This is a genomic window from Mesorhizobium sp. M3A.F.Ca.ET.175.01.1.1, from assembly GCF_004791945.1.
Classification (GTDB): Bacteria; Pseudomonadota; Alphaproteobacteria; order Rhizobiales; family Rhizobiaceae; genus Mesorhizobium.
The window spans coordinates 1-315 of sequence record NZ_SRTP01000270.1; the positions used below are offsets into that span (position 1 = coordinate 1).

Here is a 315-nt window from a genome sequence, read left to right on the forward strand (position 1 = left end):
GCCCGCCGGTGATGCCCTTAAATGTCTCGACGGCGACCGCCGCAACACGGACCCGTCGAACTGGCGAGCGATCCCCCGGGCGCTGCTGGCTCGCCTCGCCGGCCGCTACGGACGCGGCTACGACGCGGCGCCCTCTGCGCTGAAGCCGACGATACTCCCCATCGCCGAACTGGAGCATGCCGCCCGGGAGCGCGCACCATGAGGCGCAGCCGCATAGCCTACAGCGCTGCCGAGATGGTCTGGCTCGAATCGAACCGCGCCATGGTGATCAGCGACTATCATCGGGCCTTCCAGGCCGCTTTCGACCGGCCGGAC

At 69.5% G+C, this 315-nt stretch carries 1 protein-coding gene; it reads left to right on the forward strand.

Annotated features, from left to right (window positions below):
• A partial coding sequence (locus tag EN818_RS33405) for a hypothetical protein (protein WP_210237337.1) occupies positions 1-202 on the forward strand: 202 nt, incomplete at its 5' end.
• Positions 203-315: the final 113 nt, after the last annotated feature.